General features: G+C 52.2%; 21 protein-coding genes and 3 tRNA genes. 7 read left to right on the top strand and 17 right to left on the bottom strand.

The genetic code is table 11. The annotated features are described in order from the left end of the window. Positions 1–44 precede the first annotated feature (44 nt). Positions 45–776, top strand: a complete 732-nt coding sequence (gene fucR, locus OGY01_RS16025; RefSeq protein WP_286493401.1) for an L-fucose operon activator — start codon at positions 45–47, stop codon at positions 774–776. 35 nt (positions 777–811) lie between these two features. Here the strand turns inward: fucR and rlmM are convergent, their stop codons facing one another. The 4 genes from rlmM to OGY01_RS16005 all read right to left on the bottom strand — a co-directional run bounded on the left by rlmM (position 812) and on the right by OGY01_RS16005 (position 3,827). Beyond that, positions 812–1,912 (bottom strand): 23S rRNA (cytidine(2498)-2'-O)-methyltransferase RlmM, encoded by a 1,101-nt coding sequence (gene rlmM / locus OGY01_RS16020; RefSeq protein ID WP_045446948.1) that lies wholly within the window; start codon positions 1,910–1,912, stop codon positions 812–814. After that, on the bottom strand, positions 1,905–2,300 hold the full coding sequence (locus OGY01_RS16015; RefSeq protein ID WP_045446951.1) for a DUF423 domain-containing protein: 396 nt from the start codon (positions 2,298–2,300) through the stop codon (positions 1,905–1,907). Before OGY01_RS16015 ends, rlmM begins: the two co-directional genes overlap by 8 nt. Positions 2,301–2,318: 18 nt before the next feature. Further along, the gene (gene gcvA / locus OGY01_RS16010; RefSeq protein WP_005130970.1) at positions 2,319–3,236 is read right to left on the bottom strand and encodes a glycine cleavage system transcriptional regulator GcvA; all 918 of its coding nucleotides are present in this window, start codon (positions 3,234–3,236) and stop codon (positions 2,319–2,321) included. Positions 3,237–3,599: 363 nt separating this feature from the next. Beyond that, positions 3,600–3,827: a YgdI/YgdR family lipoprotein gene (locus OGY01_RS16005; protein WP_045446955.1), complete on the bottom strand. Its 228-nt coding sequence runs from the start codon at positions 3,825–3,827 to the stop codon at positions 3,600–3,602. 191 nt (positions 3,828–4,018) lie between these two features. Here OGY01_RS16005 and csdA point away from each other — a divergent pair, with 191 nt between their 5' ends. Both csdA and csdE read left to right on the top strand, forming a co-directional pair. Beyond that, positions 4,019–5,224 carry a cysteine desulfurase CsdA gene (csdA, locus tag OGY01_RS16000; protein WP_048220644.1) on the top strand — a complete coding sequence of 402 codons (1,206 nt, stop codon included), beginning with the start codon at positions 4,019–4,021 and terminating at the stop codon, positions 5,222–5,224. Next, positions 5,224–5,670, top strand: a complete 447-nt coding sequence (gene csdE / locus OGY01_RS15995) for a cysteine desulfurase sulfur acceptor subunit CsdE (RefSeq protein WP_045446961.1) — start codon at positions 5,224–5,226, stop codon at positions 5,668–5,670. The genes csdA and csdE overlap by 1 nt, the downstream gene beginning before the upstream one ends. 45 nt (positions 5,671–5,715) lie before the next feature. On the opposite strand, the gene tcdA is transcribed toward csdE, so the two are convergent. Both tcdA and mltA read right to left on the bottom strand, forming a co-directional pair. Beyond that, positions 5,716–6,522, bottom strand: coding sequence for a tRNA cyclic N6-threonylcarbamoyladenosine(37) synthase TcdA (gene tcdA, locus OGY01_RS15990; RefSeq protein ID WP_200009922.1), 807 nt, complete (start codon positions 6,520–6,522; stop codon positions 5,716–5,718). Between the two features lie 133 nt (positions 6,523–6,655). Then, positions 6,656–7,753 carry a murein transglycosylase A gene (gene mltA, locus OGY01_RS15985; protein WP_286493349.1) on the bottom strand — a complete coding sequence of 366 codons (1,098 nt, stop codon included), beginning with the start codon at positions 7,751–7,753 and terminating at the stop codon, positions 6,656–6,658. A 205-nt stretch (positions 7,754–7,958) separates the two neighbouring features. On the opposite strand from mltA, the gene OGY01_RS15980 reads away from it, so the two are divergent. The 3 genes from OGY01_RS15980 (at position 7,959) to OGY01_RS15970 (ending at position 8,358) form a co-directional block, all read left to right on the top strand. Continuing rightward, positions 7,959–8,035: transfer RNA gene (locus OGY01_RS15980), tRNA-Met, on the top strand. Positions 8,036–8,115: 80 nt separating this feature from the next. Then, a tRNA-Met gene (locus OGY01_RS15975) sits at positions 8,116–8,192 on the top strand. 89 nt (positions 8,193–8,281) lie between these two features. Beyond that, positions 8,282–8,358, top strand: a tRNA-Met gene (locus OGY01_RS15970). A 74-nt stretch (positions 8,359–8,432) separates the two neighbouring features. Here the strand turns inward: OGY01_RS15970 and amiC are convergent. Further along, positions 8,433–9,686: an N-acetylmuramoyl-L-alanine amidase AmiC gene (gene amiC, locus OGY01_RS15965; RefSeq protein WP_045446970.1), complete on the bottom strand. Its 1,254-nt coding sequence runs from the start codon at positions 9,684–9,686 to the stop codon at positions 8,433–8,435. A 234-nt stretch (positions 9,687–9,920) separates the two neighbouring features. On the opposite strand from amiC, the gene argA reads away from it, so the two are divergent. Continuing rightward, positions 9,921–11,252: an amino-acid N-acetyltransferase gene (argA, locus tag OGY01_RS15960; protein WP_045446973.1), complete on the top strand. Its 1,332-nt coding sequence runs from the start codon at positions 9,921–9,923 to the stop codon at positions 11,250–11,252. Positions 11,253–11,296: 44 nt separating this feature from the next. Here argA and recD read toward each other — a convergent pair whose 3' ends face one another. From recD to lgt, 10 genes are all read right to left on the bottom strand, one after another. Beyond that, positions 11,297–13,129, bottom strand: coding sequence for an exodeoxyribonuclease V subunit alpha (gene recD / locus OGY01_RS15955; protein ID WP_200009923.1), 1,833 nt, complete (start codon positions 13,127–13,129; stop codon positions 11,297–11,299). After that, positions 13,126–16,671 carry an exodeoxyribonuclease V subunit beta gene (gene recB, locus OGY01_RS15950; RefSeq protein WP_286493348.1) on the bottom strand — a complete coding sequence of 1,182 codons (3,546 nt, stop codon included), beginning with the start codon at positions 16,669–16,671 and terminating at the stop codon, positions 13,126–13,128. The genes recD and recB overlap by 4 nt, the downstream gene beginning before the upstream one ends. Beyond that, positions 16,664–19,552 (bottom strand): pitrilysin, encoded by a 2,889-nt coding sequence (gene ptrA, locus OGY01_RS15945; RefSeq protein WP_286493347.1) that lies wholly within the window; start codon positions 19,550–19,552, stop codon positions 16,664–16,666. Before ptrA ends, recB begins: the two co-directional genes overlap by 8 nt. 176 nt (positions 19,553–19,728) lie before the next feature. Then, entirely contained in the window at positions 19,729–23,097 is a 3,369-nt protein-coding gene (gene recC, locus OGY01_RS15940) for an exodeoxyribonuclease V subunit gamma (RefSeq protein WP_286493346.1), read from the bottom strand. 12 nt (positions 23,098–23,109) lie between these two features. Continuing rightward, positions 23,110–23,433 (bottom strand): prepilin-type N-terminal cleavage/methylation domain-containing protein, encoded by a 324-nt coding sequence (locus OGY01_RS15935; protein WP_286493345.1) that lies wholly within the window; start codon positions 23,431–23,433, stop codon positions 23,110–23,112. Then, positions 23,418–23,825 (bottom strand): DUF2509 family protein, encoded by a 408-nt coding sequence (locus OGY01_RS15930; RefSeq protein WP_286493344.1) that lies wholly within the window; start codon positions 23,823–23,825, stop codon positions 23,418–23,420. The genes OGY01_RS15935 and OGY01_RS15930 overlap by 16 nt, the downstream gene beginning before the upstream one ends. Then, the gene (locus OGY01_RS15925; RefSeq protein WP_225761524.1) at positions 23,822–24,385 is read right to left on the bottom strand and encodes a prepilin peptidase-dependent protein; all 564 of its coding nucleotides are present in this window, start codon (positions 24,383–24,385) and stop codon (positions 23,822–23,824) included. The genes OGY01_RS15930 and OGY01_RS15925 overlap by 4 nt, the downstream gene beginning before the upstream one ends. Then, positions 24,376–24,846, bottom strand: coding sequence for a prepilin peptidase-dependent protein (locus tag OGY01_RS15920; RefSeq protein ID WP_045446998.1), 471 nt, complete (start codon positions 24,844–24,846; stop codon positions 24,376–24,378). Before OGY01_RS15920 ends, OGY01_RS15925 begins: the two co-directional genes overlap by 10 nt. A 185-nt stretch (positions 24,847–25,031) precedes the next feature. Then, a complete protein-coding gene (thyA, locus tag OGY01_RS15915; protein WP_045447002.1) occupies positions 25,032–25,826 on the bottom strand; it encodes a thymidylate synthase in 795 nt (264 codons plus the stop codon). A 6-nt stretch (positions 25,827–25,832) separates the two neighbouring features. After that, positions 25,833–26,708 (bottom strand): prolipoprotein diacylglyceryl transferase, encoded by an 876-nt coding sequence (gene lgt, locus OGY01_RS15910; protein WP_045447005.1) that lies wholly within the window; start codon positions 26,706–26,708, stop codon positions 25,833–25,835. Positions 26,709–26,811: the final 103 nt, after the last annotated feature.

The following is a 26,811-nucleotide window of genomic DNA, read 5'->3' as shown; positions in this document are numbered from 1 at the left end:
GCCCGTCAGATACGGGCATTCATCAAATGATGAGGATCAGAACAGTGAAAGCGGCACGCCAGCAAGCAATAACAAACCTGCTAATTACCCATAAAAACCTGACAACCGAAGCCTTATCTTTACAACTTAATGTCAGCAAAGAGACTATTCGCCGCGATCTCAATGAACTACAAATGCAAGGGAAAGTGCTGCGCAACCACGGACGTGCCAGGATAATTCATCAGGAAAATCAGGACAGCGGCGAACCGTTTCATATTCGACGTAAAAGCCATTATGCGCATAAAGCGGATGTTGCCAGGGACGCATTGGCATGGATAGAGGAAGGAATGGTAATCGCTTTAGATGCCAGTTCCACCTGCTGGTATCTTGCCCGCCAGTTACCGGACATCAACATACATGTGTTTACTAATAGCCAGCCAATTTGTCAGGAACTGGGCAAACGTGAACATATTCAGCTCATCTGCTCAGGTGGACGACTCGAGCGCAAAGATGGCTGCTACATTAATCCGTCGCTCATCTCGCAGTTGAAACCTCTCGACATCGATCTGTTTATTTTTTCCTGCGCGGGGATCGACAGTAACGGCACTCTCTGGGACTCGACGGCTACTAACGCTGAATTCAAATCCATTCTGCTCAAACGGGCATCACAGTCATTGTTGTTGATCGATAAAAGTAAGTTGCATCGTTCTGGCGAGGCCCGGATCGGGCATCTGGAGGAGGTGACGCATGTGATTTCGGATGAACAGCAAACTGACGGTGTTCTGCCACAGGCCTGATAAGCGCATGCGCCATCAGGCCTGCAGGGAGGTCTTTATCGCTCGTCGCGACGACCGCCGACAGCGGCCCACAGACGACGCACGTGCACGGTCACTTCTTCGCGGTCATGATAAAGCTGACGTGCCTGAATCTGCGCATTGATGTTATGTTCATCCAACTGCGCCTGGATATAGGCCAGGTTTTGCGACACTTCTTCGTAGCGCTTTTTCATCGGCAACTTGAGATTGAAAATCGTCTCACGGCACCAGCCATTAACCAACCATTGTGCCATCAACGCGGCAACTTTCGCAGGCTTCTCCACCATATCGCAGACCATCCACGAGATGTTGTTGCGATTCGGACGGTATTTAAATCCGTCTTCACGCAACCAGGTCACCTGTCCGGTATCCATCAGGCTTTGCGCCATCGGACCGTTATCCACGGAGTAAACCCACATATTGCGTTTGACCAGCTGATAGGTCCAACCGCCGGGGCAAGCCCCTAAATCCACCGCATACATTCCATTTGCCAGACGCTCATCCCACTCATCGGCAGGAATAAAAACATGCAGCGCTTCTTCGAGCTTCAGTGTTGAACGGCTCGGAGCATCGGCCGGGAACTTCAAACGCGGGATGCCCATGTAAAACGGTGAATTATTGTCAGGCCAGGAATAACCGGTGTAACAACAACCTGGTGCGATAAAGAAAACATGGACTACCGGGCGCTTTGGCGTCTCGTATTTTGCCAGCACGCCCGCTTCACGCAGCGCCGCGCGCAGCGGCACGGTAAATTTGCGGCAAAACTTAACCAGCTCTTTGCTTTCGTTAGTGTCTGCGACTTCGACGCGCAGGTCACCACCTTTCTCTACAACGCCCTGCAACATACCGACAATCGGCGTAATGCGATCTTCCGGCGGCAAATATTGCAGCAATTCACCGACGACAAACATTTGACGGGCAAAAATCAGCGAACTGAACGGCAGCTCTTTGACCAACTTTTCAGCATCACCCTGCTGATAGCACTCATAAATGACGTAACCCGCATTGTCTTTCACGCGAGCAAAGCCAAACACTTCCCGACGAGTTGCTTTATCCGTAATTTCTGCGGCGCACTCTTTTTCAAAACCTGGGCGACACAACAATACAACCTTATTCATGGCTAACGCCCTTACGTTTCAATCGAATAGCACCAACTAACATCAGAACCCAACCTGCCAGGAAGCTGAAGCCACCAACAGGGGTAACAAACGCCCACAGGCGTAGATGAGACAGCGCGAGGCAATACAGGCTGCCGCTGAACAGCACCGTGCCTAATGCCATAAACACGCTACTCCAGTAAAACCAAATGCTAATACGTCGCTGCATAGCGACCGCGAGGCCAAAGATGGCCAGCGTATGGAACGCCTGATACTCAAGGCCCGTCTGGATCCACCCCATTTCAACGACGCCAAGGGTTTTACTCAGAACATGTGCCCCAAAGGCGCCCAGTGCCACAAAAATAAAGCCACTTACGGCGGCAAAAATCAGCATAAAACGGCTGGTCATGTTAATACCCTAAGTAAATTATTGTTCATAACGAAAGCGGAATTTTTCTTGTTCAGTGGCCGCTTTTGCCAGTATCCACTGACGGAAGGCGGCTATTTTACCCAGTTCTGCCTGACTGTCATGACAAACCAGATAAAATGCGTTCTTGCTGACCAGAACATCATTAAAGGGACAGACCAAACGCCCGGCTTCAATTTCAGACTGCGCCATAACGTTATTGGCCAGCGCCACTCCCTGTCCATGAATAGCAGCCTGAAGCACCATGGCACTATGGCTGAAGATAGGTCCCTGCTGTACGTTGATATGATTCAGGCCAAGCTGGCGCGTATAGGCTTGCCAGTCACGCCGCGAAGCATCGTGCAATAAAGTGTGTTTTGCCAAATCCTCTGGCGTCTTCAATGGTTTATCGCCAGTGAGTAACAGAGGCGAACAGACTGGCAATAAATATTCTGCGTACAATTTTTCCACACGCAGGCCAGGCCAGTTACCGCGCCCATAAAAAATAGCGACATCAACATCGTCAGCCAGTTTGTCTTCCTGGCGGTCTACCGCCTGGATCCTGACATCGATTCCCGGATAAGCTGAGTTAAAGCTAGAGAGTCTTGGCACCAGCCATTGAATTGCAAAACTGGGCAATAAACTCACGGTGAGCGCGCCTTTTGCACTGCGTGCCTGAAGTTTACGCGTCGCATCGGTTAATTGCGAAAAAATCTCTTTGATGTCGAGGAAATAGCTTTGACCTTCTTCCGTCAACAAGAGAGATCGATTGCGTCGACGAAACAGCTTAAGTCCCAAGAAATCCTCAAGTGACTTGATTTGATGACTTACTGCGGCCTGCGTCACAAAAAGCTCTTCGGCTGCGCGAGTAAAACTCAAATGACGCGCCGCAGCATCAAAAACACGTAACGCATTTAAGGGTGGTAATCGTTTTGACATGACTTTTTAGGCTTTGATGTTAAAAGAATTTAACAGTTACATAACAGCCTGTAACCTATTAGTTTTTTTAATCTGAGCCATTATAAATTGTCCGTTGAGGTTCTACCAGCAAATACCTATAGTGGCGGCACTTCCTGAAGCCGGAACGAAAAGTTTTATCGGAATGCGTGTTCTGGTGGGCTTTTGGCTTACGGTTGTGATGTTGTGTTGTTGTGTTTGCAATTGGTCTGCGATTCAGACCATGGTAGCAAAGCTACCCTTTTTCACTTCCTGTACATTTACCCTGTCTGTCCATAGTGATTAATGTAGCACCGCCAAATTGCGGTGCTTTTTTTTGTCCGAGTTTCTGTCGATGACGCCCGGCTATTTCTCCAGTTCCACCATCTCTTTCACATCGGTACGGTTAATCTGCTGTTTGTTGCCATTAGCGTCCTTGTAGGAAATCATTCCCGTCTCATTATCGGTCTTTGGCTTACCGTCAGACACGATCGACCGACCATCATTGGTGTGCATCACGTAATTCGAACCAGAACAGGCGCTCAGGGCAAAAGTCAGCATACATGCAGAGATAATTGCGGCAGTCTTTTTCATATTCTTCTCCTTAAAGCGATTTATGCTAAATAAAACGAATTCCATAACAGGCAAAAATACTCACCTAACACTATTTAGCATAAGCCACTGTTCTGACTTTACCAGGATATCCAGAGGATTCTGATAGTTAGCCTCCCCTTGTGTCTGCGCTCTTTTTGCGCCACGATCGGTTTATTGAACTGAGGAATACCATGAACGCTTTTAACCCCGCGCAGTTTCGCGCACAGTTTCCCGCTCTCAGCGATGCTGGCGTCTATCTCGATAGCGCCGCAACAGCGTTGAAACCACAGGCTGTGATTGATGCCACTCACCAGTTTTATAGCCTGAGCGCCGGTAATGTCCATCGCAGCCAATTTGCCGAAGCCCAGCGGCTGACCGCCCGCTATGAAGCCGCACGGGAGAAGGCCGCCTGCCTGATCAATGCACCGGATGATAAATCCATTGTCTGGACCCGCGGTACGACAGAGGCTATCAACATGGTGGCCCAAAGCTACGCACGCCCGCGCTTACAAAGAGGCGATGAGATTATCGTCAGCGTGGCGGAACACCATGCCAACCTCGTTCCCTGGCTGATGGTGGCGGAACAAACGGGGGCAAAAGTCATCAGACTCCCTCTCAACGCCCATTTACTGCCGGACGTGGAACGCTTACCAGAACTCATCACACCACGCAGCCGCATACTGGCGCTCGGGCAGATGTCTAACGTAACTGGCGGCTGTCCGGACCTGGTTCGCGCCATTTCGCTCGCCCACGCTGCGGGTATGGTGGTGATGGTTGATGGCGCCCAGGGCGTTGTACATTTCCCCGCAGACGTGCAGCAGTTGGATATTGATTTCTATGCTTTTTCTGGTCACAAGCTGTACGGGCCGACCGGGATCGGCGTTTTGTATGGTAAGCCAGAGTTGCTGGATGCCATGTCTCCCTGGCTCGGCGGCGGCAAGATGATTAATGAAGTCAGTTTTGCGGGGTTTACCACCCAGGCGGTTCCCTGGAAACTGGAGGCAGGTACACCTAACGTTGCGGGTGTTATTGGCCTGAGCGCTGCGCTGGAATGGCTGGCGGATGTCGACATCGAGCAAGCAGAAAGCTGGAGCCGTGGTCTGGCTACACTGGCAGAAGAGGCACTGGCGAAGCGCCCGGGATTCCGTTCTTTCCGCTGCCAGGACTCCAGCCTGTTGGCCTTCGATTTTGCCGGTGTTCACCACAGCGACATGGTGACACTGCTGGCCGAATATGGCATCGCGCTTCGCGCAGGACAACACTGTGCGCAACCGCTGCTGGCAGAACTTGGTGTATCAGGGACGCTGCGCGCCTCATTTGCACCTTATAATAGCCAAAGTGATGTGGATGCGTTGGTGACGGCGGTTGACCGCGCGCTGGAAATATTGGTGGATTAATGACAAACCCTCTGTTCGCCGAACATCCGTTTGGCACAACCGTGACCGAAGAGACTTTACGAGCTATCTTTGTCCCACTTACTCAGTGGGAAGATAAATATCGCCAGCTTATCCTGCTGGGGAAGCAACTACCGCCACTCCCGGAGCCATTAAAGGCCCAGGCAAAAGAGATCGCGGGATGCGAAAACCGCGTCTGGCTGGGGTATGCCGTACATGAGAATGGCACTATGCACTTTTTCGGCGACAGCGAAGGCCGTATCGTGCGCGGTTTGCTGGCTGTGCTGCTCACCGCGGTAGAAGGTAAAACCGCCGCCGAATTACTGACACGTTCGCCAATGGATTTTTTTGATGAATTAGGTTTACGCGCCCAGCTCAGCGCTTCGCGTAGCCAGGGACTGAATGCCCTTAACGCGGCGATTCTTGCAGCAGCGCAGCTGGTTGTATAGCTGTTTTGCCGGATAAGCGCTGGTGCCCCATCCGGCAAACAATCATTAAGCCTGACGCGCCGCCTTCGCCATCATCTTCTTCAACGCGTGTGACACCGCGACAAAGCCAAATGTCGCTGTCACCATCGTCGCAGCGCCAAAACCAGATGCACAATCCATACGCTTCGGCCCTTCTGCCGTCGCCTTCATCGCACACACTGAACCATCAGCCTGCGGATAGACCAGCGCCTCGGTCGAGAACACACAGTCCACACCCAGCTTGCCTTTGCTGTTTTTAACCACGCCAAAGTCACTTTTTAGCCGCTCACGTAGCTTCGCCGCCAACGGATCCTGAATAGTTTTGGCTAAATCAACGACCTGAATCTGCGTAGGGTCAATCTGCCCACCCGCACCACCGGTGGTGACCAGCGGAATTTTATTGCGACGGCAGTACGCGATCAGCGCTGCCTTCGGGCGTACACTGTCGATAGCATCAATAACATACGAAAAGCCCGCGTTCATATACTCTGCAACGTTATCCGGCGTGACAAAGTCATCGACCACACTGACCCGACACTCGGGATTAATCTGCCGTATACGTTCAGCCATCACCTCAGCCTTCGCCTGGCCCACGTTATCACGCAGAGCATGGATCTGCCGGTTAGTATTGGTAACGCACACATCATCCATATCGATGAGCGTAATTGCGCCAATTCCGGTACGCGCCAGCGCTTCCGCCGCCCACGATCCCACGCCGCCAATCCCGACCACACACACGTGCGATCCGGCGAACAGGTGCAGCGCATTTTCGCCATACAGACGCGCTGTGCCGCCAAAACGCTGACGCCAGGCATCACTTATCACAACAGACATACGACCTCAGAACAGAAAATTCAAAGAGCGGTGATCGCCACTCACTATAGTGGCGACAACACCGTTCTTGCGCCGAATGGCGCTTTGCTTATCCAGCCTGCTCGAAAAATGGCAGATCTGATAAGGCTATTTATTAACCGCTAAATACGTTACCCGCTCCGGCGCCACTTTTCAGCACCCAGACACGACCGTAGTGATTATACCAGCCCGCACGATGCCCTGCGTCTGCACCAATACCCTGATAGATATCGAAGTGCTGGCCTTTGATCGCTCCACCGACATCTAATGCCACCATCAGACGCAGTTCATACTGACCGGTAAATTTCCCGTTATTGTCCAGCAGCGGCACTTCTGCCAGTAACGTCGTGCCCGCAGGAACAATACTACGGTCAGAAGCAACGGAGGCCCTGCCAATCAGCGGCACTGCGCTGGCCCCTTTTACCGGGGCAAAAGATTGTGGTTTAAAGAAGACGAACGACGGATTCTGTTCCAGCAGTTCACGCACTTCAGCTTCGCTGTGCGTTTCACCCCAGTGACGGATCGCCTGCATCGACATATCTTCTTTCTTCACTTCGCCACGATCGATCAGCACTTTACCAATACTGCGATAAGCATGGCCGTTTTTGCCGGCATAGCTAAAGAAGTTAAGCGGGCTGCCATCACCGAAGTCGATGTAGCCACTGCCCTGAACATCCATAATGAAGTTATCCATCAGGGAGTTGCTGTATGCCAGGATATAGTTGTCACTCAACGCACCTGCGTAGATTTCAGCGCGGGAAGGTAAACGCCCACGTTTTGGCGGCATACGATAGATAGGGTATTGAAATTCCCCCTGACGCGTGTGCCGCGCCTGGATTACCGGCGTGTAATAACCAGTGAACTGAACGTTGCCATAGTTATCAGCCCCTTCCATCTGCCAGGCATCAATACCAAACTGGCGCATATTGCGCGTATCGCCACCAGCACGTAGCCACTCCTGGATAGCGTTGTAGACATTGCTTTGGTTGCCATACAAACGCGGAGAGGCGTTGCGGATCTGATTTACCTGCTCGGCGAAATCACCGGCATTGATTGGCGCGCCAACCGCATCAGGTTGGTTCACCAGTGAGAAAGGCTGGGTAAATTTCCCGTCTTTATACTGCTGTCCACGATCGGTGGGTTTAGAGGAACACGCAGCGAGCATCGCGACTACGGCCCCCGCCAGAAGATATTTTGCCCAACGTCCTTTCATTATTCTCGTCTTAAGTTGCCTGAATGCGAGATGAAGATAACAAACCCCCGAACCTAATGAAATGCGAATGCATACCCCATCGCAAATTTTGCGCAAAAAACAAACCGAAATGCTTTGTTTTTGTTCATTTTCATCCTTAAACCGTGATCAAGGTGAAAAAAGGGTTGCATGAAAACGTTAGCAGAGTATAGTGCGCATCCACGGACGCGGGGTGGAGCAGCCTGGTAGCTCGTCGGGCTCATAACCCGAAGGTCGTCAGTTCAAATCTGGCCCCCGCAACCAATTAAAATCAGAAGCAGTAATATTTCTGTTAAGCAGTTCGAATCACACATGTGATTTGAAATACGCAGCAGAAAGACGGACGCGGGGTGGAGCAGCCTGGTAGCTCGTCGGGCTCATAACCCGAAGGTCGTCGGTTCAAATCCGGCCCCCGCAACCAATTAAAATCTGATGTGATATTTTTGCAAGGTAGTTCGAATCACAGCAAAGCCAACGCAGATGTGGTTTGAATACGAAGCAAAAGACGGACGCGGGGTGGAGCAGCCTGGTAGCTCGTCGGGCTCATAACCCGAAGGTCGTCGGTTCAAATCCGGCCCCCGCAACCAATACATTGAACACCCTGACGGGTGTTTTTTTGTTTCTGCGGTCCGTAAAAAAAGCGCTTCTCAGCGCTTTTTTATTATCCCCTTCTCGCCAGCGTTGCCCCATCGGCAAAATACGCTTTGATCCCAGCCAGAATCGACTCAGCAACTTCCTGCTGGAAGGTCGCGGTTTTGAGCTTTCGCTCCTCTTCAACATTACTGATAAACGCCGTTTCCACTAGGATCGAGGGAATATCCGGCGCTTTCAACACCGCAAATCCTGCCTGCTCAACCTGATTCTTATGCAGATTATTAATCTTACCGAGCTTATTCAGTACCGCTTTACCAAACTTCAGACTGTCAGCAATCGTCAGCGATTGCACCATGTCGAACATGGTGTGGTCGACGTAGCGGTCACCACTCTTACTGACACCACCAATTAAATCCGAGGCGTTCTGGGTTTGCGCCAGATATTTTGCTGCGGTACTGGTCGCACCTTTAGTGGAAAGTGCAAACACCGACGAACCACTGGGCTGTCGACTGGTAAAAGCATCCGCATGAATGGAGACAAACAGGTCAGCGCGCTGCTTCTGGGCTTTCGCCACGCGGACTTTCAACGGAATGAAGATATCCTCATTACGCGTCATATAGACCTTCATATTGCCTTCTTTTTCGATCAGCGCGCGCAGGCGACGGGCTATCTGCAACACCACATCTTTTTCGCGCGTCTTGTATTTCCCCACGGCACCGGAATCTTCGCCACCATGGCCGGGATCGAGCATAATGACAATTGGACGGTCACGCCCCGCTTTACCGGGCTGCGGGCCACTTTGTGCAGGTGGCACCTGTTTATCGAGATCGCCCTTGTTGTAGTCTTCAAGTAACGCCAGCAGAGGATCCTGCACATCCTGGGCATTCGCGGGATAAAGATCCATCACCAGACGTTCTTTAAATCCTGCAACGGGTGCCAGGGCGAACAGCTGCGGCTTCACATCTTGTTTCAGCTCAAACACCATGCGCACGGTCTGTGGGTCAAATTGGCCTACTCTTGCTGACTTAATGTACGGATCGTCAGGGCGGATCTGCGTCCCGATCCCCTTGAGCACCGAGTTCAAATTAACGCCTTCAATATCCACAACCACACGCTCAGGATTACTCAGGGCAAACTGTTTGTATTTCAGCAGACGGTTGGATTCCACCGTGACGCGGGTATAACTGGAGGCAGGCCAGATGCGCACTGCAACGACCTGACTGACGGCGGCCAGACCGACCTGGCTGACGCTCAAAAGCCACATAGCACCCGCACCTTTCAGTAAACGGCGGCGACTGATTGCTGAATTGGATCCCGACATGCTTCTCCCGAGCAAAAGAAATCTTTATTTAGGTAATAGGTAAAACGTCCTAATTGACCGGAAACTTTAGCGAATGACGCATAATCTGTCATCTACAAAAGGGTAAACATTCTTTTTATATTCACGGCATTACTGAGAAAAATCTTCAGGAAGGGTAAAAATTACGCTTGCGCATGGAGCAAAAACAGAATAAAAATACACAAATTACGAATAATCATGCAATGAGGGTGTGCCGTGGTGAAGGAGCGTAGAACCGAACTGGTACAGGGATTCCGCCATTCTGTTCCCTATATCAATACCCATCGGGGAAAAACGTTTGTCATTATGCTGGGCGGCGAAGCCATCGAGCATGAAAACTTTTCCAGTATCGTCAATGACATTGGCCTCCTGCATAGCCTGGGCATCCGCCTCGTTGTGGTGTATGGCGCCCGGCCACAGATTGATGCCAATCTTGCTGCTCATCATCATGAGCCGGTGTACCACAAAAATACGCGCGTGACTGATGCCAAAACGCTGGAGCTGGTGAAGCAGGCTGCAGGGCTACTCCAGCTTGATATCACCGCCCGCCTGTCGATGAGCCTGAACAATACGCCATTGCAGGGCGCGCACATCAATGTGGTCAGCGGTAACTTTATTATCTCCCAACCTCTTGGCGTCGATGACGGCGTAGATTACTGCCATAGCGGACGCATCCGTCGTATTGATGAAGAGGCGATTCACCGTCAGTTGGACAGTGGCGCCATTGTATTGATGGGCCCGGTAGCCGTTTCCGTCACCGGAGAGAGCTTTAATCTGACTTCAGAAGAGGTCGCCACCCAGTTGGCTATCAAGCTGAAAGCAGAAAAGATGATCGGTTTTTGCTCCTCCCAGGGAGTTATTAACGATGATGGCGATATTGTTTCCGAACTTTTCCCCAACGAAGCCCAGGCTCGCGTTGAGTCACAGGAAGAGAAAGGCGACTACAGCTCCGGCACCGTGCGCTTCCTACGTGGTGCCGTAAAAGCCTGTCGCAGTGGCGTACGCCGCTGCCACCTGATTAGCTATCAGGAAGATGGCGCATTGTTACAGGAGCTGTTCTCACGCGATGGGATCGGGACGCAAATCGTGATGGAGAGCGCCGAACAGATCCGTCGCGCCACCATTAACGATATCGGCGGTATTCTGGAACTGATTCGCCCACTCGAGCAGCAAGGTATTCTGGTCCGTCGCTCACGTGAACAACTGGAAATGGAAATCGACAAATTCACCATTATTCAGCGTGATAACCTGACCATCGCCTGTGCCGCCCTGTACCCTTTCCCGGAAGAACGAATTGGCGAAATGGCGTGTGTGGCAGTACATCCGGACTATCGAAGTTCTTCACGCGGAGAAGTTTTGCTGGAAAGGATCGCCGTGCAGGCCAGACAAATGGGGCTTAGCAAACTGTTCGTGCTGACAACACGCAGTATTCACTGGTTTCAGGAGCGCGGCTTCACGCCCGTGGATATTGACCTGCTGCCAGAGAGTAAGAAACAGATGTACAACTATCAGCGGCGTTCAAAAGTGCTAATGGCAGATCTGGGGTAACCACAGTTGCCGGATAGCGTTAACGCTTATCCGGCCAACAAATCCTACTGTGCAATACCATCATTAAACAACGCCGACAGCCCACTGCGACGTTCAGTGCGAGTGGCAATGGCCCCACTCAATATCCGCTCATCGGCATACAGCGACAAGCGACGGCGCGCGCGGGTCACCGCCGTATAAACCAGCTCGCGGGTAACAACGGGCGAATGCTGGCTGGGTAAAATCAACGCCGCATGATCAAACTCGGATCCTTGTGATTTATGCACCGTCATCGCCCAGGTCGTTTCATGTTCCGGTAAACGGCTGGGCTGTACCGACTTGATATTGCCATCCGGCAACGCAAACCACACCCTTAAGCCCTGACCACGATCGAGCGCGATCCCGATATCACCGTTAAACAGACCCAGCGAACTGTCATTTCGCGCAATCATCACCGGTCGCCCCTCGTACCAACGGGTATGTGCGAGACGGGAAATCTTACGTTTTTGCACCATCACCTGTTCGATGCGCTCATTCAACCCACTCACGCCGAACGGACCTTCACGCAGTGCGCACAATAGCTGATATTCATTAAATGACTGAATAATAGCATCAGGCTCTGCACGCTCATGGAGCAACTCAAGGTAGTGCCCATAGCCCGCTAGCGCTTCATCAAGCATAGCTGCGTAATCTTCACTACTTTGCAGCGTGCGTTTTTCGATATCACTAAAACCTTGCTGGAAGACCGTTTTGATCGCGGCTTTATCACCCCGATTTATCGCAGAAGCCAGTTGGCCGATACCGGAATTACTGCCAAAACGGTAACTCTTTTGCAGCAGGCATAAGCTGTCACGTAATGATGCCGCCTGTGTTCCTGAACCCGCAGGAATGGTGCTACCGGTCAGGCGGCTCAGTTGTTTTGCGCGTTCCGCAGTAAATCCGGCATTCACAAAAGCACAGATATCCCCCAGCACAGCCCCCGCCTCAACGGAAGCAAGCTGGTCACGATCGCCAAGAAAAATCACCCGACCATGGGGAGGTAATGCATCAATAAGGCGCGACATCATAGGCAAATCAATCATCGAGGCTTCATCAACCACCAACACATCAAGATGGAGAGGATTGCCTGCATGATGGCGCAGTCGCTGGCTACCCGGCTGTGCGCCTAATAATCGGTGCAGCGTACTGGCGTCATCAGGAATACGTTTCTTTTGTTCATCGGTCAACGGCAACTCACGTAATGCAGCGCCCAGCGACGCAGTCAGTCGCGCCGCCGCTTTTCCCGTTGGAGCGGCCAGCCGGATACGACAGCGTTCACCATCCGCCATCTGAATCAACGCCGCCAACAGCCTGGCGACCGTTGTCGTTTTTCCCGTTCCCGGCCCACCAGAGATCACTGATATACGACGCGTCAGCGCTACAGCCGCTGCAACTTTCTGCCAGTTAATTCCTTCCGTATGCGGAAAAAGCGTCCCCAGCGTGTGGGTCAACCGCGATTCATCCACCTCGATTGCCTGGTTAACCTCACTAAAGAAGCGAGCCACCGTGCGTTCGTTATTCCACATTCGGTTCAGATACAGGCGATCGCCATACAGCACCAGCGGCGTCGGGCGCTCGCCGCGACTTACCGCATCAGAGGCAAGCAGACATTCAGCCCAGTCTTCAGGCTCCCCTTTTTCACTCATCCAGGAGGTAAGCAAAGGGTGGGCGTCTTCGCTTAAAGATAAACGCGAAAGCGGTAAACAGACGTGGCCTTCTCCCGCTTCGCGGCTAAGCAATGCCGCAGCCAGCGTGACGACCGGGTTGTCGTTTCCGGCAACCGCCAGCGCAAACTGGGCATCTAACGGCCGTAGCTGTTTCTGCTCCACAGCCTCCAGTAATCGCTTCTGGATTGTCATTGCATTTCCTCCAGTGCTGCGCCCGCAAACATCTCGTCCATCATCGCAATCAGCTCTCCGTCTGGTCGGGTCGCATAAATTCCCTGCTGAGGTTCCTCGCTATCAACACCGCGCAAAAAGAGATAGATAACGCCGCCAAAATGGCGTTCATAATCGTAGTCTGTAATGCGGTGACGTAAATAGCGGTGCAGCGCCAGAGTATAAAGTTGATATTGCAGGTCATAACGGTGTGCCTGCATTGCTGAGGCCATCGCCTGCTGGGTATAAGCGCTGCTGTCTTCTCCCAGCCAGTTAGATTTGTAGTCAAGCAGGTAATAACGCCCCTGGTGGCGGAACACGAGGTCAATAAAACCTTTCAGCATGCCGCGAACCTGCATGAAATCCAGCGGTGGACAGCCCGCCGAGAGAGGATCGTACTTGCGGATCAGCGCGTCCAGTTGGCTGGCTATCAGCGGCTGCGAAATGGGCAGATAAAACTCCATCTCCACCTGTTTTTCCCGTGCAGACAGAACGCTCAGACTCACGCCCGATTCGTTAAGCGGCGCACGCAAAATGGCCTCCAGCCAGTGGGTCAAAACCGGCGCCCAGTGTGCCTCATACCCACCCAACGCCAGTTTTTCCTGTACCCATTGCGTTTCAACCGGTTGGGTAAAATCCAGGTCCTCAAACAAGCTATGTAAAAATGTTCCCGGCGATGCACCTCGTGGAAACTGATGCGGTGTTAGTCCTGATTCCACAACCGCCTCACCCACGCCTGATGCATCAATGTCCAGCCGGGGGATCAGATCCTGCGCGATGCCATGTCCACGTTGTTGCAGGCCGGAATAGCTGGTCACGCGCCAGCTGTCACCGGGAGCGCGTTGCAGCGTTCTTGCACTCAATACCGAACTGGCGGGTTGCGAAACCAGCCAACGCTCACCGTCTGGCTCATTCGGCGTCAGGCAGGCAATATCTTCACTGCAAAGCGCTTCAATAGCAGCACGAAGCCCTGCGGCATCCTTCGGCTCGCCTTTTTGCAACAAGCGTCCCAGAGCACTCTGATGCACATCGGTATCACCTTTCTTATCACCCCGACGGCGCACCAGCGGCGCAACGCCGAGACTGCAATGCCATACCGAACGCGTCAGCGCAACATAAAGCAATCGCAGGTCTTCCGCCAGACGTTCAGCTTCTGCCAGCTCAATACTCTCATCCGCTTCGCTGAGATCCAGCACAGCTTCAAAAGAGCTACGATCATGGTAGAACGCCTGATCCTGAACGCGAAAATTAGTGATAAAAGGCAGCCAGACCAGTGGATATTCCAGCCCTTTCGATTTGTGGATGGTGACGATTTTAACCAGATGCTTATCGCTCTCCAGCCTCAACTGCTGACTGGAAGCATTGCTGTCAGGTTCCAGAATATGCTGGGAAAGCCAGCGCACCAGCGCATGCTCACTTTCCAGTTGCGATCCCGCTTCCTGCAACAGTTCACTGATATGCAAAATGTCGGTCAGACGGCGTTCGCCACCCGCCGTTGCCAGCAGGTTTTCTGCAATTTGACGCGCTGACATCAGCGCGCGCAGCATCGGCATGACGCCACGCTTATGCCAGAGCTGGCGATAACCGTCGAATTCCTCTACTACGGCATCCCAGGCATTCTCGTCATTGTTCAGCGCTTCAATATCCTGCGCATTAAGTCCCATCATGGACGTCGCCAGCGCGCTACGCAGTGTGTTTTCACGTTCCGGCGTCATCACCGCCTGCAGGATCCATAGCAGTTCCTGCGCCTCCAGCGTTTCAAATACACTGTCACGGTTGGAGAGATAGACCGACGGGATAGCCAGTTGCGTTAGCGCGTCGCGTACCAGCGCCGCCTCCTGGCGACTGCGGACCAACACGCTGATATCCGATGCGCGTACCGGATTGGACGCTTTACCGCTGACCAGCAACGCCTCACCAGACTGCCCGGCTTTAAGCCAGTCATGAATTTGCGTTGCGCACACCTGGGCCATATAGTTCTGGTAATCGCCCACGCCACAGCTTTCTCCTTCCATTAGCCACATGTTCATCGCAGGTTGCTTTTCACCGTGAAGTACAAACCGCAGCGATTGATTCTTCTCTGCGGATTTCACCGGGCTAAAGGGGATTTCGCGGAACATGAAGGCGTCGGTCATCTGGCTGAAGAGCGTATTGACGCCATTGACCATCCCAGGCGCAGAACGCCAGTTGGTATCGAGCGTGTAATGTGCGCTAACTTCACTACGCGCTTTCATATAGGTGAAGATATCCGCACCGCGAAACGCATAAATAGCCTGTTTGGGATCGCCAATCAACAGCAGCGCGGTTTCCGGCTGATGCTGCCAGATACGACGGAAAATACGGTACTGCTGCGGGTCGGTGTCCTGGAATTCATCGATCATCGCCACCGGAAAACGGGTTCGAATGGCAGTAGCCAGCGCATCGCCGCTTTCACTACCCAGTGCCGCGTCCAGCCGACTGAGCATATCGTCAAAGCCTAACTCTCCGCGTCGACGTTTCTCCTGCGCAACCGCTTCGCGGATCTCCGCCAGCGCCCGGGTAATCACCAGATCGCGGATCGTCAGCGGTTCGCTAATCAGTTCATCAATGGCGACAAATAGCGGATGCCGGGGCGTTACGCCGCCCGCTTTGGTGCGATCTTCTAAAAAGCGTTGAGAGAATTTCTCCAGCGCATCAGGGAGCTGGTAGCTTTGTGTCTCTTCCTGCGCCCAGGCACTGATCTTTTCGATCCACTTACCCTGATTACCACGATTAAATTTACGCCTGTCGATTCCGGAATCTTCAAGCAGACCTTCCAGCTCATCGACCGAATCGCGCCATTGCTGCTTAATCTGGTTGATACGCGCCAGAATTTTTTCGTGTCGGGATGCCAGCGTTTCATCCGTTGGCGGCGGCGCTTTAATGACCGGGGCTTCACCCTGCAGGTAGCGGTCGATATCTCGTAGCAGCGCTTGTGGGCCTTTCCACGTTTCGAAGATCACCTGCGCAATATCGCGAGAGAGCGGGTAACAATGTCGACGCCAGAAGTCCGCGCAGGCCTGGTAACGCAGCAGCGATTCATCTTCTATCAGTTGCTGTTCAAACAGCATGCCTGACTCAAAGGCGTTCAGACTAAGCATACGCTGGCAGAAACCGTGAATGGTAAACACCGCCGCTTCATCCATCTGTCTTTCAGCCAATAACAGCCAATGCGCGGCCTGTTTTTTATCGGCAATTTCATCTAACAAGCGGGCATAGAGCGGATTGTCGGTAGTTTCACGCAGGCAGGCAATTCGCAGCTCATGAATGTTGCTACGAATACGACCGCGCAGCTCTTCAGTGGCTGCCTCAGTAAAGGTAACCACTAACAGCTCTTCGACGGTCAGAGGGCGAGGAAAGGCGGCAGAGCCGCCCAGTCCAAGCAGTAAACGTAAATAAAGGGCGGCGATGGTAAAGGTTTTACCGGTGCCCGCAGAGGCTTCAATCAGTCGCTCGCCCGTCAGGGGCAAGCGCAGTGGATCAAGGGACTCAGCGGCATCATTCATTCTTTTCACTCATCAGGGGTAAGGTTTGCTGCAACGCGCTGACGGTCGGCCACACTTTCCAGCCTTCCGGGTGCACATACTCTGCTTTCCCGTTCTGACTGCCGGAAACCTGTGACAGTATCGCCATGCCTTGCGGCTCAACCACCGCCTGATGGAAGAAATCGGCAAGCTTTTGCGGCGTCAGCAGTTTAATCTGAGCCACGATTTTATCACGTGAATCGAAGCGCATATTACCTCGATCGAAATCTTTGCTTAACTGCGAAGCTTCTGCCCCCAACGTTTGGGGCGCCTGCAGCATTTGCGCAATGATGGCCTGCTGAATTTGTACGAATTCATCAGCTTTCATTGCCCGCAGTTTCGCTTCCGCCGTCGGGAAAAACGCTTTATACCGTTCCCACAGGTAAGACGGTTGCTTATCGCTGCTTTGCAGCAGGAAGCCCATTCCCCACTGACGGCCAACGCTCATTGGGAAAGCAAATACGGCGTAGCCTAATTGCTCTTCAGTACGCAGTTGATTGTAGAACCACGGCTGAACAATTTGCCCTAACATCGCGCTGTAGGCCGAACTGGTATACTCGTCATAACCGGTAGGCACAAATACCGCTGCCAGCGCGGAGTCCGTGCTGCTGCCCGCTTTTTCAAAAATGACGGACTGCTTTTTATCGACTACAACATCTTTGTTCCGGCACCATTCCGACCCGTTCGCACCAAGCTGTTTCTGAATATCACGTGCCATGGTTTTCGCCTGAGCTTCGCTCATGTTACCAATCACCAGAAATTCAGGACGCGCACCGGCTTTTAAGGTGTCACGGTAAGTCATCACTTCTTGCAAAGTAATGGATGGCAACAGTTTACGGCGTTCATCGCGTGAGAAGTACGGCACCTGAGAAAGCATCTGTACCGGCATAATTGCCTGATCATAGGCTTTGCCTTTCTCTGCAGAGTCCATCATCTGGGCGTACCAGGATTTCGCCTGCTCCAGCTGTTCGTCCGTAGCGGTGTAGCTGAAATAGCCTGTCAGCAGCGCCTGAAAAAGCTGCGGTAAACGTTGGGTATAGCCGTTTGCGTTAAGCATCAGACCATTGTTAGCATTCGTTGAGAAACCAATCCCCCCCACCGCAGCCTGATTGCTTAACTGGTCGAGCGCAATACCGGCCAGATAATCGTTCAGTGCGAATAACACCTGATTTTTGGCGCTATCCATCGCTTTCGGGTTGCGCAGAATCACGCTGACATCGGCCTTTGGCTCACTGGCAAAATACTGACTCGGCGCATATACCACGCGTAAATCAGGCTCATCAACGATCAAATCCGGATGGGCGTATTTTTTATCCGTCTTAATCAGCGTGAAATCATCAGGGATATAGGGGTTCAACTCCGGCAGAGAGAGCGCAATGCCCTGGGCTTTTTGCTGCCAGTCGGCGAAGGTTTTTTCGCTGATTTTATCCACCTGATAAGGGGCATCGACAAAATAAGCGGTTTTATTATGTGGCTCTTTCGGACTGATATACCAGATACGCGCATTTTGCGTTGTCATCATTGCCAGACGTTCCTGAACCGCCTTAGCATCATATTGATCGGCAATATTCACCGCATCCAGCGTATGTTCGACGGGAACGCGGATCATGGTATCAGCCAGCCATTCCACGTAGTCCATATCACGCGTGATAGAGGGATAACGGAAGTCGAGATCCAGTACGTGTGCCAGTTCGTCAAAATAGCGTTTATCAACGCCTTTTTCACGCAACAGATTGAGATAGCTAAAGATAGCAGCAACAACTTCATCGCGATTCGCCAACCCTTTGTCGGTTAACGTCGCCGAAATAGCCAGCACACCGCTGTTACCATTGACAACCGGATCGGAGTCAGCACGAATGCCTTCAACCAGCCCCTGCTTTTGCAGCCAGTCGGACAACGTCCCCGGACTGCGGTTGCCAATCAAATAGGTAACGAGTTCGTCGGTTTTACTACGAAACTGTGCGCTGTTGTTATCGATACGAAATTCTACGCGCAGCACTTTACGCGGCATTGCAGGGACATAGTGGATGACGACGCCCTTTTGCGCGTCAGTCACAACCGGTACGGTAATTTCCGGTTTTTCGACATTTTTATTCGGTACTCGCCCGAAGGTATCAGCCGCGATCCGCGCCAGCTCTGGCAGGGGTTTATTACTGTAAATCACCGCTTTCATCAGGTTCGCGGAGTAGTACTTTTCATGGAATGTCTGCAAGGCTTGCAGTACCGGGTTACCCGGTTTATCGCTTAATGTCTGCAGATTTCCGCCGGAGAAGCGCGAACCAGGGTGTGCCGGGTTTATTGTTTCTGCGCTCACCTGTGCCATACGCATACCGTCCCGGGTACGCGCCAGCGTCAGCTCAGAATTAACGGCATTTCGCTCGCGATCGGCATATTTTTTATCGAGCAGCGGCGAGGCAATAGCGTCAGCCAGACGATCGACGGCCCCCGCCAGCGCATCGTTTTCAACTTCGAGATAGAAAGCCGTGCGATAGGGCGCAGTGCTGGCGTTGTGGCTGCCGCCGTGCATTTTGAGGAATTCAGCTAAGCTGTCCGGCTGTGGGTATTTTTTAGATCCCATCAGGCACATATGTTCAAGGTAATGCGCCAACCCCTGGTGATCGTCGGGATCTTCCAGAGACCCCACCGGGACCACCAGTGCAGAGAGAGACTTAACGGCCTGAGGGTCGGATACCAGCAACACGACCATGCCGTTATCAAGGCGCACGGCCTGATACTGGCGAGTGTCTTTATCGCTTTTACGGATGGTTTCAGCTAAAGGCTGCCAACCAGTATCTGCCTGACTTACGGGTACCCAAAGGGCAACGAACAACAGTAATGCGCTGAACCAGGTGCTGCGGGGCATTCACAAACCTCATCATTAACGTATTCACCTGTTCACTACAAACTACGCATTAAGCGTGGTCTGAACAGGGCAAGACTCTGTGCTGAACGAGTCAGCATCTTATGTGTAAGAATCAGTCCGTGACAGAAAGCGCATCATAGTAGAAGTCATCAATCTGTGCAATTTTTATACAATCATCATGACTGATTAAAGCGAAATAACGGTAACAAATAGCGCTGAGACTGCGACACAATGGTCTCCAGAGTTTCAGGAGCCAGCTGACGCCACAGGCGTTGATACCAGATATCATCGCCTTCACCACGCACCATCATGTTGCCTTCATAAGCCTGCAAAAACTTACTGCGTGCTTTTTGCAGCGTATCATCGTCATCTAACATGGCATCATTTACGGCGTCATAACAGGTTTTTATCCACGCCCCACCACTTTCCGGTAGCACCAGCAAAGGCGATGACATGCCTTCCCGATACCCCTCAATAAGTTGTGACAGATACAGTAACGCCTGCTCTGCTTCCAGTGGAGGGAAACGCCATTCCCCGTCTTTACGCAGGAACAAACGGCTCTCTCCCGCTCCGCCACTGGCACAATAGACAAGATGTTCCAGCCAAAGTTGCACCCCCTGGGACACACTTATCAAAGATGGGCGCCAGCGCAACAAACCATCTTCCTGGACCTGTGGTAACCAACCCGTGATTTGCACACCGTTGCAGCTCAGATCAATTTCCATGCTCTGGCAAGGCTGGCGAGAGGCAATAATGCGATCGGCAAGCGACTGCATCTCCTGACGTTGGGTATCCCAAAGAATCTCACCAAATGCCCCATAAGGAAGCGAGCCAGCCGCACGGAAGCGACGGAACAAATGCTCGGCGTCGTTCTCTTCCACCAGCGTGTTAAGCAACTGCTGGTTAAGCTGATAGCGGGTTAACCCCTCAAGGTTAAAAGGCTCCGTTTCCGGGATCTCACTCTCTTCAGAACGGAAATTCACTCGTAGCCGCATCTGGAAGAAGGCCCGAACCGGATGAGCCCAAAATCGTTGTAGCGTTTCCAGCGTCAGGGTTTCAGGCATCGTAAAGGGGAGTGGCTGAACAAAATCAGCGTGTGCCTTACCTGACATGTTCGCCGCTGGCAGCCATTCACGCGCATAACTTTGCTGTTCGCCTGGCTGAAAGTTTTGTACATCAAAAGGCATACGGGTGTGCAAACGGGTAATGTGGGCTTTTACTTTGGTTTCGCTTTCATCGCTGGTGAGCAATTCATCACCCGGTAAGTAGTGGCTTTGCCCAATATAGTCCATTAACTCCTGCACCAGTACCGACGGAAAGCGTTCACTGTTGTCCTGAATTGAACGCCCAATGTAGCTGATATAGAGCGTTTGCTGCGCCGAGATCAGTGCTTCCAGAAACAGATAGCGATCATCATCACGACGACTTCGGTCACCCCGCATCGGCTTTTGACTCATCAGGTCAAAACCCAACGGCGCAAGCTGGCGCGGATAAACACCGTCGTTCATGCCTAACAAACACACCACTTTGAAAGGAATGGAACGCATTGGCATCAGCGTACAAATATTCACCGGACCAGCAAGGAAGCGCTGACTGATACGTTCCTGGTCTAGCCGCAGGGCTAGCTCATCGCGTAACAGTGAAAGTGGAATAGCATCGCGATACTCGGCCCCCAAACCTTCGCCAATAATAGCCTGCCACTGTTGTTCAATGAGCGTCATCGCCGCTTCGGTTTCTGCATCCGGCAGGAAGAAATCATTGAGCATGTCACGACAGACGGGTAGCCATTCCTCCAGCGGACGCTCCTGGGCCAACCCCCGGCGCCAGAGATTTAGCTGCATCAATAGCGAAGCCAGATGCCCCACCAGCTCGGCAATCAAACCGCTGGATTCATCATACGGCAATACCGATTGCCACTCGCCCTGCGTGCTTTCCATCGCATAGCCCAGCAGCATACGCGTCAGACCAAATTGCCAGGTGTGCTGGCCTGTCGGTGGTAGTTCCAGTTCGCGAACGTTGTCGTCGTCAATTCCCCAACGAATACCTGACTCATTAACCCACAGGCGAAGATAGCGTAATCCCTCTTCGTTGATGTTGAAGCGCGCCGCCAGTACTGGGACGTCCAGTAATGCCAACACATCTTCTGAGACAAAACGGCTGTCCGGCAACGACAGCAGGCTGATAAAGGCCTGTAAAACGGGATGGGACTGACGTGCACGGCGGTCAGAAATGGCAAACGGTAAATATCTATCAGCTGGCGCGCTGCCAAAAACGGCCTGAATGAATGGGCTGTAGCTGTCGATATCCGCTACCATCACAATGATGTCACGCGGCGTCAGAGTAGGGTCCGCTTCCAGCATCGCCAGCAAACGGTCATGGAGGATTTCCACCTCACGCTGTGGGCTATGGCAGACATGGAAACTCACACTGGTGTCATTCGGCTCAAGCAACCGTTTATTGTCGCTACGCGAATACTCCTCCAGATTGACGCCTGCCACAGCCCGGCTTTCCAGCTCAAGGATGTCCGACTGAATGTTACGCAAAAGGTTGTCGGGCGTGATATCGACAAACGCATCCAGTTCCTGGCTGTTTTCCAGCTCAGACAGCAGGTAAATATAGTCACGCCCCAGTTTTCCCCACGAGGCCAGCAGCGGATTGCTGACATCCTGCTCGCCATCACTGTTAAACAACCCCTCGGCATTTTGGCTATCACGAAACAACGGCAACTCTCTTTCTTCAAAGCTGTGCCGACGCTGGCGCGCCAGCAGCTTCGCCAGATACGCAGGATCTTTGATGTCACCCCAGTAGAAACGACACGGATTAGTGAATAACAGGTGAATTTCGATATGCTTACCCAACGCCTGCAACGCCTGAAGATAAACAGGCGGCAACGCCGAAATACCGCAAATAAAAACGCGCGAAGGTAGCCCTTCCGGGCAGCTTGTTGCACTTTCCAGGGTCTGAATAAACCGTTGATATAAATTAGCGCGATGCCAGCGTGGTTGTCCCAGTTCAGCGGTATATTCCACCAGCGCTTTCCACAGTGGTGCCTGCCAGGCCTGAGACTCACCTAAACCTTCAACCAGCCTTCCCTCCTCCCACTGCGTTAACCAGTCCGGACGGTAGACTAAATATTGGTCAAAAAGGTCGGCTGCGCGTGAAGAAAGCTGAAACAGCTTACGCTTGTCGGTATCGTCAGTCAGATAGTGACGCAGCAGCGTGAAGTCATCTTTTTCCAGTAATTGCGGCAGCAACGTCATCAGCTTCCAGCTCATACTCTGTTTACTGAACGCACTCTCTTTCGGGATCTCCGGCAATACGCGCACAAACATATCCCAGATAAAACTCGCAGGTAGCGGAAAATCAATGTTGGCGGCAATACCAAACTTCTGTGCCAGGGTCATTTGTAACCATTGCGCCATACCGGTACTTTGAACCAGGATCATCTCCGGTTCAAAAGGGTCGTCCAGTCGCTCCCGCTCGACGATATATTCCATTAACGCTTCCAGCACATCCAGGCGATTGGAGTGGTAGACCCTTAACATAGCGACTCCTGACTACTGACGATTTGAGCAGTGCAGACGTGTCATTTGACCCTGCCTGCCCATAGGGGACGTAATTTTAACATTGATGCTGACACATCCCGCCTGCGTTGTCTGCATTCGGTTTACCTGCCAGTTCAAAGGCGGCGAAAACACATGCAGTTGGCTTTGCTGCCACGCGTAACGCCAAAGCTGCTGGTACTGATTTCTGCCCAAGAAACTGTTCATCAATGCTCGTTGATACCCCGACAGTATGGTCACAATCATGATCATCAACACCATTGCCAACATGACTTCCGGCAGGCTAAATCCACGTTGCCGGTTCAGGGGATCTGGCATAATGCCAGCGTCTTTAACGGGCAGAAATCGCTCCAGCCATGTGCAGAAAACTTGATATTGCCGTCTACAACCTCGCCCTGACGCCATAGAGATATCCCTTCGTATTGAGCAATAAGCAACACGTTATTATTAGCAAGCAGTCGCAGACAAACGTCTGCATTCTGCATTGCATAGGACCGACACTGAACATCGGGTTGCAAAAGCCAGCGTTGCATACGCCCCCATTCCATCGCAGATTGCGCCACGGCCTGGCGTTGCAAAGACTGGTTTTCCATTGCAACGCGAGAGGCAAAACTGGCTTCCTGTCTGCTAACGCCCTGCAACAACAGACTACCGAGCACCAGAAGTAAAAGTACCAGCGCAAGGGACGATACACCTCGTTCCCGGTTCACAGATTAAATCCTGTCACGCTGTACAGCGCTTCGATCACTCTTTGTGGTTCGACTTTACTGGAGCCACGCAGACGCAGAATGAGGACGGGCGCAAACCCGCTAACATTCTGGCGTTCCACCTGAAATGACTCAATCTGAATGGTTACAGGATCGGTCATGCTATCCCAGCCCTTTCCTGCGCACGACGTCGCACCGCGCAATGTCTCCAGCGCCTTGTTTTGTAGGCGAAATCCAATCTGCTCGGCTTCTTTCGCCGGATTCGTCTCCCAGATACCGTTACTGTTTGCATCCCACTGCACAATAACGCAATCGCGCTGACCCGATATTTCCAGCCCTTCACCGTGACAGCGTCCGTGACAGTAGCCCGCCCGCTGGAGATGCTTCGCTACGGTATAAACACGTTGCCAGACCTCATCTTCAAGCACTAACTGGTGTGTATTGTGCAAAATACCGCGCTGCAGGGCAGGTAAAAATCGCGCTGAACCCAGGAGTAAAACACTGCTTATCGCCATCGCAATCAGCACCTCCAGCAGTGAAAAACCGCGTTCGTTTAGCGACATAGATTTGCCTCATCGCGCTCGCAAAGTCTGATTCTCCCCCAACCTGATACCACCAGATTCAATTCACCAGCCGCATTTTTCAGGCGAATATGCCCAGCCCATGCCGTGTTCCGTAGGCCAAAAAAAGCCAGCGAAGGCGTTATCTCCACCATCTCAATATCGTCCCAGAGCGGCATAAACAGCCACGGCGAGGAAGGCTTACATGACTCATGAGCATCGGCAGAGCTAACAAAACACCATGACGCTCCCTCTCTGATAACACTGATAACGTGGTCGCGGTTATGCCAGTTGGCATCTTCACGAAGTTGCAGCAAATAATCCCGTACCTGACAGGCGGTTTGCCACAACCGTTGTTGCTGCTGCCAGCGTTGCCAGCCATAAAGTCCTGTGGCACTTAGGGCGACAATAATGAGCATCGCAACCAGAGTTTCAATCAGCGTATAGCCTTGTTGTTTTTTCATGTCGCCAGTATGGCGTGAGGGAATGAAATAACGAGCAGTGAATTCGGGTTATTCGGCGGGCTGCGAGGAATATTTTCCATGTTGCAGCGTATTACAACTTTTGCAGGAATCAGCATCGAAAAACTGACGCGAAGGCAAAAAAAACCGACGCGCTATGGCGTCGGTCGTGGCAGCATGACGTTCGATCAGATGGCGACCGGCGCTTTGATGCCTGGGTGCGGATCGTAGCCTTCAATTTCGAAATCGTCGAAACGATAGTCGAAGATAGACTCAGGTTTACGCTTGATAACCAGCTTCGGCAGCGCGCGGGGTTCACGGCTAAGCTGCAGGTGAGTTTGTTCCATATGGTTGCTGTACAGGTGCGTGTCGCCGCCAGTCCAGACAAAGTCACCAACTTCAAGATCGCACTGCTGCGCCATCATGTGGACCAGCAAAGCGTAGCTGGCAATGTTAAACGGCAGGCCGAGGAACACATCGCACGAACGCTGGTACAGTTGGCAGGAGAGCTTGCCGTCAGCCACGTAAAACTGGAAGAATGCGTGGCACGGTGCCAGCGCCATCTTATCCAACTCACCCACGTTCCACGCGGAAACGATGATACGGCGAGAGTCCGGGTCGTTTTTCAGCTGGTTTAAAACAGTCGTAATCTGGTCAATATGGCGGCCATCCGGCGTTGGCCACGCGCGCCACTGTTTGCCATAAACCGGGCCTAAATTGCCATTTTCATCGGCCCATTCATCCCAGATTGAGACATTATTTTCATGCAGATAAGCAACGTTGGTGTCGCCCTGCAAAAACCACAGTAGTTCATGAATAATGGAGCGCAAGTGGCAGCGTTTAGTTGTAACCAGCGGGAACCCTTCCTGCAGGTTAAAACGCATCTGATGGCCAAAAATGGAAAGCGTTCCGGTTCCGGTACGATCGTTTTTCTGTGTGCCTTCATCCAGCACTTTTTGCATCAGTTCTAAATACTGTTTCATGGTTCCTCAGGAAACGTGTTGCTGTGGGCTGCGACGATACGCCCAAACCATCATGATAATACCGGCGACAATCATCGGGATAGACAGGATCTGCCCCATGCTGATGTATTGTACCCATGCGCCGGTAAACTGCTGATCCGGTTGGCGGAAAAATTCAACGATGATACGAAACGCACCATAGCCAATCAGGAACAACCCGGAGACCGACCCCATCGGGCGCGGTTTACGAATAAACAGATTAAGTATGATAAACAGCACAACCCCTTCCAGCGCCATCTCATAGAGCTGGGAAGCGTGGCGTGGCAGTGAGCCGTAAGTATCGAAAATAGACTGCCATTGCGGATTAGTTTGCAGCAGTAAGATATCTTCTGTACGCGAACCAGGGAACAGCATGGCATAGGAGAAGTTCGGGTCGACACGTCCCCACAACTCGCCATTAATAAAGTTGCCCAGACGACCGGCACCCAGGCCAAACGGAATCAACGGTGCGATGAAATCAGAAACCTGGAAGAACGAGCGCTTGGTACGTTTGGCGAAGATAATCATCACCAGAATCACACCTATAAGACCGCCGTGGAAGGACATACCGCCATCCCAGACGCGGAACAGATACAGCGGATTATCAAGGAAGAGAGGGAAGTTGTAGAACAGTACGTAGCCGATACGCCCACCGAGGAAAACCCCGAGGAAGCCTGCATAGAGTAAGTTTTCTACTTCGTTTTTGGTCCAGCCACTCCCTGGGCGATTAGCACGGCGAGTCGCCAGCCACATCGCAAAAATAAACCCCACCAAATACATCATGCCGTACCAGTGAAGTGCGACGGGTCCAATTGAGAAAATGACCGGATCGAAATCCGGAAAATGCAGATAGCTACTGGTCATCTGTCACCACAAGTTCTTGTTATTTCGCTGAAGTCAGACAGCAATTGATAAGCGCGCCTGCATAATGCAGGCGCTCCGAAGTTGCGAATGATAGCACAAGGGG

It is taken from the genome of Citrobacter sp. Cm038, from assembly GCF_030333105.1.
Taxonomy (GTDB): domain Bacteria; phylum Pseudomonadota; class Gammaproteobacteria; order Enterobacterales; family Enterobacteriaceae; genus Citrobacter; species Citrobacter murliniae.
The sequence above is the reverse complement of the archived record's forward strand: the minus strand, read 5'-3'. Positions and strand labels throughout refer to the sequence as shown.

Coding starts and splice junctions, on each gene's coding strand:
- rlmM (WP_045446948.1), bottom strand. CDS start 1,912: ATGAATAAGGTTGTATTGTTGTGTCGCCCAGGTTTTGAAAAAGAGTGC.
- OGY01_RS16015 (WP_045446951.1), bottom strand. CDS start 2,300: ATGACCAGCCGTTTTATGCTGATTTTTGCCGCCGTAAGTGGCTTTATT.
- gcvA (WP_005130970.1), bottom strand. CDS start 3,236: ATGTCAAAACGATTACCACCCTTAAATGCGTTACGTGTTTTTGATGCT.
- OGY01_RS16005 (WP_045446955.1), bottom strand. CDS start 3,827: ATGAAAAAGACTGCCGCAATTATCTCTGCATGTATGCTGACTTTTGCC.
- csdA (WP_048220644.1), top strand. CDS start 4,019: ATGAACGCTTTTAACCCCGCGCAGTTTCGCGCACAGTTTCCCGCTCTC.
- csdE (WP_045446961.1), top strand. CDS start 5,224: ATGACAAACCCTCTGTTCGCCGAACATCCGTTTGGCACAACCGTGACC.
- tcdA (WP_200009922.1), bottom strand. CDS start 6,522: ATGTCTGTTGTGATAAGTGATGCCTGGCGTCAGCGTTTTGGCGGCACA.
- mltA (WP_286493349.1), bottom strand. CDS start 7,753: ATGAAAGGACGTTGGGCAAAATATCTTCTGGCGGGGGCCGTAGTCGCG.
- amiC (WP_045446970.1), bottom strand. CDS start 9,686: ATGTCGGGATCCAATTCAGCAATCAGTCGCCGCCGTTTACTGAAAGGT.
- recD (WP_200009923.1), bottom strand. CDS start 13,129: ATGACAATCCAGAAGCGATTACTGGAGGCTGTGGAGCAGAAACAGCTA.
- recB (WP_286493348.1), bottom strand. CDS start 16,671: ATGAATGATGCCGCTGAGTCCCTTGATCCACTGCGCTTGCCCCTGACG.
- ptrA (WP_286493347.1), bottom strand. CDS start 19,552: ATGCCCCGCAGCACCTGGTTCAGCGCATTACTGTTGTTCGTTGCCCTT.
- recC (WP_286493346.1), bottom strand. CDS start 23,097: ATGTTAAGGGTCTACCACTCCAATCGCCTGGATGTGCTGGAAGCGTTA.
- OGY01_RS15935 (WP_286493345.1), bottom strand. CDS start 23,433: ATGCCAGATCCCCTGAACCGGCAACGTGGATTTAGCCTGCCGGAAGTC.
- OGY01_RS15925 (WP_225761524.1), bottom strand. CDS start 24,385: ATGTCGCTAAACGAACGCGGTTTTTCACTGCTGGAGGTGCTGATTGCG.
- OGY01_RS15920 (WP_045446998.1), bottom strand. CDS start 24,846: ATGAAAAAACAACAAGGCTATACGCTGATTGAAACTCTGGTTGCGATG.
- thyA (WP_045447002.1), bottom strand. CDS start 25,826: ATGAAACAGTATTTAGAACTGATGCAAAAAGTGCTGGATGAAGGCACA.
- lgt (WP_045447005.1), bottom strand. CDS start 26,708: ATGACCAGTAGCTATCTGCATTTTCCGGATTTCGATCCGGTCATTTTC.